The organism is Haloterrigena sp. KLK7, from assembly GCF_037914945.1.
In the GTDB taxonomy this organism is placed as follows: Archaea; Halobacteriota; Halobacteria; order Halobacteriales; family Natrialbaceae; genus Haloterrigena; species Haloterrigena salinisoli.
Genome location: NZ_CP149787.1, coordinates 3,831,825 through 3,838,124 on the forward strand (window position 1 = coordinate 3,831,825; position 6,300 = coordinate 3,838,124).

The 6,300-nt window shown below is 67.1% G+C and carries 5 protein-coding genes; 2 read left to right on the top strand and 3 right to left on the bottom strand.

The features are described 5' to 3' along the window. Positions 1–85: 85 nt before the first annotated feature. Positions 86–592 carry a hypothetical protein gene (locus WD430_RS18955; protein ID WP_339103980.1) on the top strand — a complete coding sequence of 169 codons (507 nt, stop codon included), beginning with the start codon at positions 86–88 and terminating at the stop codon, positions 590–592. A gap of 84 nt (positions 593–676) precedes the next feature. Continuing rightward, positions 677–1,165, top strand: coding sequence for a hypothetical protein (locus tag WD430_RS18960; RefSeq protein ID WP_339103981.1), 489 nt, complete (start codon positions 677–679; stop codon positions 1,163–1,165). Between the two features lie 202 nt (positions 1,166–1,367). Here the strand turns inward: WD430_RS18960 and rad50 are convergent, their stop codons facing one another. The 3 genes from rad50 to WD430_RS18975 all read right to left on the bottom strand — a co-directional run bounded on the left by rad50 (position 1,368) and on the right by WD430_RS18975 (position 6,239). Further along, entirely contained in the window at positions 1,368–4,058 is a 2,691-nt protein-coding gene (rad50, locus tag WD430_RS18965) for a DNA double-strand break repair ATPase Rad50 (protein ID WP_339103982.1), read from the bottom strand. Next, positions 4,055–5,464, bottom strand: a complete 1,410-nt coding sequence (gene mre11 / locus WD430_RS18970) for a DNA double-strand break repair protein Mre11 (protein ID WP_339103983.1) — start codon at positions 5,462–5,464, stop codon at positions 4,055–4,057. Before mre11 ends, rad50 begins: the two co-directional genes overlap by 4 nt. A gap of 505 nt (positions 5,465–5,969) precedes the next feature. Further along, on the bottom strand, positions 5,970–6,239 hold the full coding sequence (locus WD430_RS18975; RefSeq protein ID WP_008896746.1) for a helix-turn-helix domain-containing protein: 270 nt from the start codon (positions 6,237–6,239) through the stop codon (positions 5,970–5,972). Between the last annotated feature and the right edge of the window lie 61 nt (positions 6,240–6,300).

Genomic DNA, 6,300 nt, shown 5'->3' on the forward strand with positions numbered 1-6,300 from the left:
CGTTCGCCGACTGCGCCGCCCGCGCCGATCGCCCCGATCGCTCCGAACGCGAACGCTTTTTTGCTGGCTGCTCTACCGTCGACGTGTGGGAGCCGACCGGACCGACAACGACCCCGAATCCGACGCTGACGCCGAACCCGAACTCGGGCCCGACGAGTACGACCCGGAGGCGGAGTTTCACGATCCCGAGAGCGATTCCCTCACGATTCCGCAGGTGTCGAGCGAGGACGCGGGCGGGGGGCTCTGGTCGGACCTCCGCGACGAACTCGAGGACGAGGAGACGACCGAACCGACGAACTCGACCGAGGAGGTCGACGTTCCACCGGAGTTACTCAGAACCTTCTGGGCGCTGGTCCTCATCATCAACGTGGCGCTGCTCGCGTACGCGCTCGGCGTGTTGTTTCTCATATTCGAGGGCGCGACGAGAACCAGCGGTGGGTTCCTCGTCATCGGCCTCGTCTGTACCGCCTTCGCCGTTCGGCGGTATCGGAACTACCAGCGGACCAGCGACGCGACCGATGACGAGTCGACCCCCGAGGCCTCGAGCGAGAGGGGCGTCACGACTCCTGACGAGCCGACCGACGATACGTAACGCTCCATTGTCATCCGTGCGCATAGCCGAAACTACTTCAGGCGGGCTCTCGCAACACCAGTCACCGGACGATCCTGACCGATCATGAAATCCGTCCAAGACGACACCGGCAAGCGATACCTGCTTCTCAAGCGATCCGAACACGCGAGTCTGGTGCGTGATCCGCGGAACGGCAACGAGTGTTACGTCCAGAACGACCGCCTCGAGGACGTCGACGAGTCGCCCCTCGAGACGGCCGCCCGGACCGTCTCCGGGCCGGTGCGGACGCTGCTGACGACCGTCTCCGACGAGGCGACCCTCGGGCTCTTGATCGAACTCGCCGAGCGGGGGCCACTGGGGGTCAGAGCGATCCTCGACGCCGACGCATTCTGCGAGAGCGACCTCCACGGTCGGCTGACGGTCCTGACGACCGCGGGACTACTCGACGAGACCGAGGTCGCCGGCGAGCGCGGCTATCGAATCACCGACGAGTGCCGACGCGCGCTCGAGGCGATCGACGCGATCGACGGCGACTCCGACGCGGTCGAGCCATCCGGCACTCCCTCGAGCGAGGCTCCCGATAGCGCGTCCTAGGGAGGGAGCACAGTTCGTTTTGGGAGACCGTCTCCGCCTCGAGCGCCGCGGCCGCGGCCCGGCTTCGATTCCATCACCGCTGGCCTCGAGTTCGATCCGATCGTCACGACCGCGGTCGGTTCCGCTGTCGAGGGTCGGATTCGATCCGTATCGCGACTCCCCAATCGACCAACTGACCGCGGATCGATCGAGTCAGCGGGCCTCAGTCCGACGCGAGCAGTTCGACTTCCGGTGGCTCGCCGCGCTCGAGCCGCGAGCGATTGGACGTGGCGTCCTTCTCGACGCGGACCAGCGAGTCCGCGGCGCCGACGAGTTCCTCGTCGTGGCTGACGACCACGATCTGTTCGACGCCCAGATCCCGCATGGACTCGACCAGCGAGACGAGCTGGGTGACGTGGCCCGAGTCGAGGAAGACCGTCGGCTCGTCTAAGATCAGCGGCGGCATCGGCGCCGAGCCCTCGACGCCCTCGGCGAGCAGCCGGTAGATCGCACACCGCAGGCTGAGATTGAACAGCGCGCGCTCGCCGCCGGAAAGCTGTTCGGGCTCCAAGGCCTCGCCGTCCTTCTGGTAGACCGTCAGCCGGTACTCGCCGTCGAGGTCGATCCCCGCGTAGGAGTCGTTCTGGTAGACGAGATCGAACGTCTCGTTGAGCAGCCGTTCGAGGGTCTCGACGTTGCGCTGGCGCAGTTCCGCCCGCAGGTCCGCGTAGGTCGCCTGCAGCGTCTCGGCCTCGTCGTACAGCGACTCGAGGCGCTCGCAGCGCTCCTCGACGGCCTCGAGTCGGTCCCGGAGCTCCTCGAGCTCCTCGAGTTCCCGTTCGGCGGCGCCGATGGCGTTCTGGAGTTCGGTGCGTCGCTCCTCGAGTTCCGCGAGTTTGTCGTCGACCTTCTCGATGTACTCCGCGGCGTTTTGCTTGTCGTTCCGGGCGGTCTCGATGCGGTCCTCGTCGAACTCAGACTCGAGGTCGCGCTTGCGCTCGCGTTTGCTCGAGAGCGTCTCGCGGCGCTCGTCGTTCATCGTCTCCCAGTCGCGGCGGCGTTCGCGGCGGTTCTCGATCTCGGCGGCGAGCTCCGCCCGTTCCTCGTCGATCTCGGCGATGCGGCGCAGCGACTCGAGCGTCTCCTTGATCTCGCCGCGTTCGGTATTGATCTCGCCGAGTTCGCCGCGGTGCCCGGCCACCTCCTCCTCGAGCGCGTCGGCTTCCTCGCGTTTGTCGGCGGCCTCGTCCTCGTACTCCGCGGCCTCCTCGCGGAGCCGATCGCGCTGCTCCCGCCGCTCTTCGAGGGTCTCGCGCTTCTCCGCGAGCAGCTGCTCGATGTTCTCGCGGTTCTCCTCGAGGCGGTCGACGCGGCGCTCGGCCTCGCGGAGAGCCTCGGCGCGTTCGATCCGGTCGTCGAGGTCGTCGCGCTCGTCCTCGAGGTCCGCGCGGCGGTCCTCGAGTTCGTCGCGTTCCTCCCGTTTCTCCTCGAGGACGTCGACGTGCGGCGAGTCCTCGACCGGCTGGCCACACTCCGGGCACTTCCCCTCCTCGAGCAGTCGTTCCCCTTCCTCGATGGCGTTCTCGACGGTCCTGATGTCGGCGGTGACGTCGCCGATCTCGTCGCTCAGCTCGTCGCGCTCGCTCTCGAGGGTCTCGAGGTGGGCGGCCGCGTCGCCGAAGTCGACCGGCGCGTCCGCGAACGCCTCGCGCGCGGATTCGATCTGTTCGTCGAGTTCCTCCAGCTTCGCCTCGCGGTCCTCGATGGCCGACTCGTCGGCCTCGAGTTTCGACTCGAGGTCGTCGGCGTCCGCGCGGGCCCGCTCGGCCTGCTCCTCGAGGTCGTCGGCCTCCTCGCGGAGTCGCTCGATCTCGCCGTTGGTCTCCGTGATCGCGACGCGGACGTCCTCGAGTTCGTCCCGGAGCTCCTCGTCGCGGGCCTCGAGCTCCGCGATGCGCTCTTCGACCGCGCCGTCGTCGGCTCCGTTCTCGGCACCCTCGAGGTCGACCTCGGTCAGCAACTCATCGCGTTCGTCGGCGAGGGTCTCCCGTCGGGACTCGAGGTCCCGAATCTCGTCCTTCGCGTCCTCGCGCTTGCGTTCGGTCTCGGAAATCTTCGATCGCAGGTCGTCGATCTCCTCGTCGAGCCGTTCGATCTCCTCGCGGGTCTCCTCGTGGCGCTCGAGGACGTCCGCGGCCGTTTCGAGGGTTTCTCTGGCCTGCTCGCGCTGGGTCTCGTAGTGGTCGATCTCCTCGTCGACGTCGGCCCGGCGCGACTCGAGCCCGTTGAGCCGCTCGTGGAGGTCCTTCGCTTCCTTCCCCTCGACCTGTTTGTGGAGATCCTCGAGGACTTCCCGCTGGCCGTCGAGCACCGTCTTGACGCCCAGTCGGGCGTCGCTGGCCCGCTCGCGGTACTCCTCGAGCGCGCCCAGCTGGAGGAGGTCGTCGATCATGTCCTGGCGGTCGCTCGGCGAGGCGTGAATGAGCTTGTTGACCTCGCCCTGACGGACGTACGCGCAGTTGACGAACGCCTCGGCGTCCATCCGCAGGAGTTCGGTCACCTCGCGGCGGACGTCGCGGGCTCCCTCGAACGTCTCGGTGGGCGTCTCGAGGACGCACTTCGTCGTGGTCGCCCGATCGCCGCGGAGTTTGAGTCGCCGTTCGACGTGGTACTCGCGACCGTCGTGGGTGAACCAGAGTTCGACTTCGGCCTCCTCCTCGCCGGTCGTGATCACGTCGTCTAAGGTGCGATCGTCGAGGGCCTTCGAGCCGTAGAGCGCGAAGAAGACCGCCTCGAGCAGCGTCGACTTCCCGCTGCCGTTGACGCCGTGGACGACGGTGACGCCCCGATCTAAGCCGAGGTCGGCCTCGCCGTAGCACTTGAAGTTCAGCAGGCGGACGCGGTCGACCCTCACGCGAAATCACCCAGCGAGGCGGTGTCGGCGTCGGCCGGGTCGTCCGTCGGTTCCTCGCTCGAGTCCTCCTCCGCGGGCGCGGATTCGGCGTCGGCGGCGTCGGGTTCGTCGTCGGCCGTCGCTGTGGCACCGCCGTTCGCGGCCTCGGTTTCGCCGCCGTTCGTGGCCACCGATTCGGCATCGGCGGCCGCCGAGGAATCTCCGTCCGCATCGTCGCCGGCCAGTTCGTCCGCGACGGTCGTCACGTCCTCGTCCTCGGGGGCGCGTTCGGGCGCGGGATCGAACGCCGATTCGTCGTCCTCGAGTAAGTCGCGGACGCGGCGCTCGACGGTCTCGCGGACGTTCGAGTCGACCAGATCGTCGTCGCGGACGGTCTCGTCGATGCTCCGGGCGGCGTCGCTGAGTCCGAGTTCGCGCACTCGCTCGCGGACGGCGGCGTCGGGGTCGGCGAAGCTGACCGAGACCTCCTCGTCCTCGTCGGGGAGTTCGCGGCGGTCGTTCACTCGAGCGACCAGCGCGCCGCGGTCAATGGCGGCCTCCTCGACCGTCGCGGGGGTGATCGGTTTCCCCTCGCCCTCGACGGTGACGATGACGACCGCGTCCTCGAGGTCGTGCTGGCGGACTCGCTCCTGAACGCGGTCGACGCCCTCGCCGGCCTCGAGGTCGACGTCGACGAAGACGAACTCGCGGGTGTCGGTGAGGCCGCGGCGGCTGATCGCGACGCTCCCGTCCTCGCCGTCGGGGAAGTCCACCAGGTTGTAGCCGCGATCCTCGCGTTCGCTGGCGCTCGCGCGCTCGGTCGACCCGCAGTAGGTGACCCAGGTGTCCAGCACCTCCGCGGTATCGGGTTTGTGGTTGTCCCCGAGCAGTACAGCGTCGAAGTCGACCGTGGACGCCTCGAGCACTTCCTCGGTGTCCCAGTCGGCGTGGGCGAAGGGCTCGAAGAGGCCGTGGGTCACGAGCGTCGCGTGCTCGGCGTCGTCGGGAACCGGTTCGAACGCGTACTCGAGGTCGTCGCGGCGCGATCGGGGCACGAAATCGAGGCCGTAGAGGGCGACGTCGTCGACGACCACGGGGTCGGCGCCGAGTCGCGTCGCCAGTCCGAGATCCGCGAAGAGATCGAGCCACTGGGCGTCGCGCTTCGACTCGTGGTTGCCGACGACGGCGAGAAAGGGGATGTCGGCGTCGGCGAGCGTTCTGAGAATTTCAACGGTGCCCTGCAGATCGACCAGTCCGGGACGGCGGTCGTGAAAGAGGTCCCCGGCGTGGACCACGGCGTCGACGTCGTCGGCGACCGCGTCCTCGACGACCGAGCGGAAGGCCTCGAGGAAGTCCTCGCGTCGCTGGGGGGAGTTGTATTGCTGATACCCGATGTGGGTATCGCCCGTATGGATAACCCGCGTCATTGCACAGTCGTTGGCAGGCCCTCCCTAAAGGGGTTCCGCGACCGAACTGAAAGTGAAGCCGACAGTTCGCCCGGGGAGACAGAGGAGGAGGGAGGTGTGTGATTCACCGGGGACGGAGTAGTTCAGCGGCGCGGTGGCGCGCGCTTTCGTCCGACCGAACGGGAGTGAGGGCGGACGATAACACCGTGCGAGGGATGAGTGAGGGAGCAAGGCGACCGAACGAATCGGTTGGGGAGGGCGTGGCGATCCCCGGTTGCCAGGATCAGCAGGACGCTACGTTTCACCGAAGCTACTCCCGTTCACTTCGACCCACTCACTTCTGCATCGTGGGCGTGTGCCACTGCAGATAGCTACTCCGAACGTAACCGTTCCAGCCCGGACGAACACGCAGGGCTGTCAGACGTCGGCCGACACGCTCGTCGCCAGCGGAGACGCAGGAATCGAAAGCGAAGCACCGAACCGCGACGCGCCGATCAGTCGAGCAGTAAGGAGATCCGATTCCGACTTAGGATTCGATCTCGAGGCTGTATAGTCGCTTGCGGGCGTCGGAAAACGAGAACCGGGAGTCGATGACGTTCTCCTCCTCGAGGCGGTTCAGGGCGTACCGCACGGTTCGGGAGGGCAGCAGCGTCTCGTCGGCGATCTGCTGTTGGGTCATCGTGTCGTTGTACTCGAGGACCTTCGCGACGAGTTTGGCGCTCGGCGGAAGCTCTCTGACGTCGTCCCACGTTCCCCGCTCCTCGGGCTCCTGTCGAAGCGATTCTGAAGCACTCATCGTCCTCCCGTTTCGAATACAGGCTGATAATATTTTCTGTTTCGAAAAATGAGCGACGTTC

Bases quoted from the DNA above. Each gene is read 5' to 3' on its own strand.
- mre11 (WP_339103983.1), bottom strand. From the start codon at position 5,464: ATGACGCGGGTTATCCATACGGGCGATACCCACATCGGGTATCAGCAA.
- WD430_RS18960 (WP_339103981.1), top strand. From the start codon at position 677: ATGAAATCCGTCCAAGACGACACCGGCAAGCGATACCTGCTTCTCAAG.
- WD430_RS18975 (WP_008896746.1), bottom strand. From the start codon at position 6,239: ATGAGTGCTTCAGAATCGCTTCGACAGGAGCCCGAGGAGCGGGGAACG.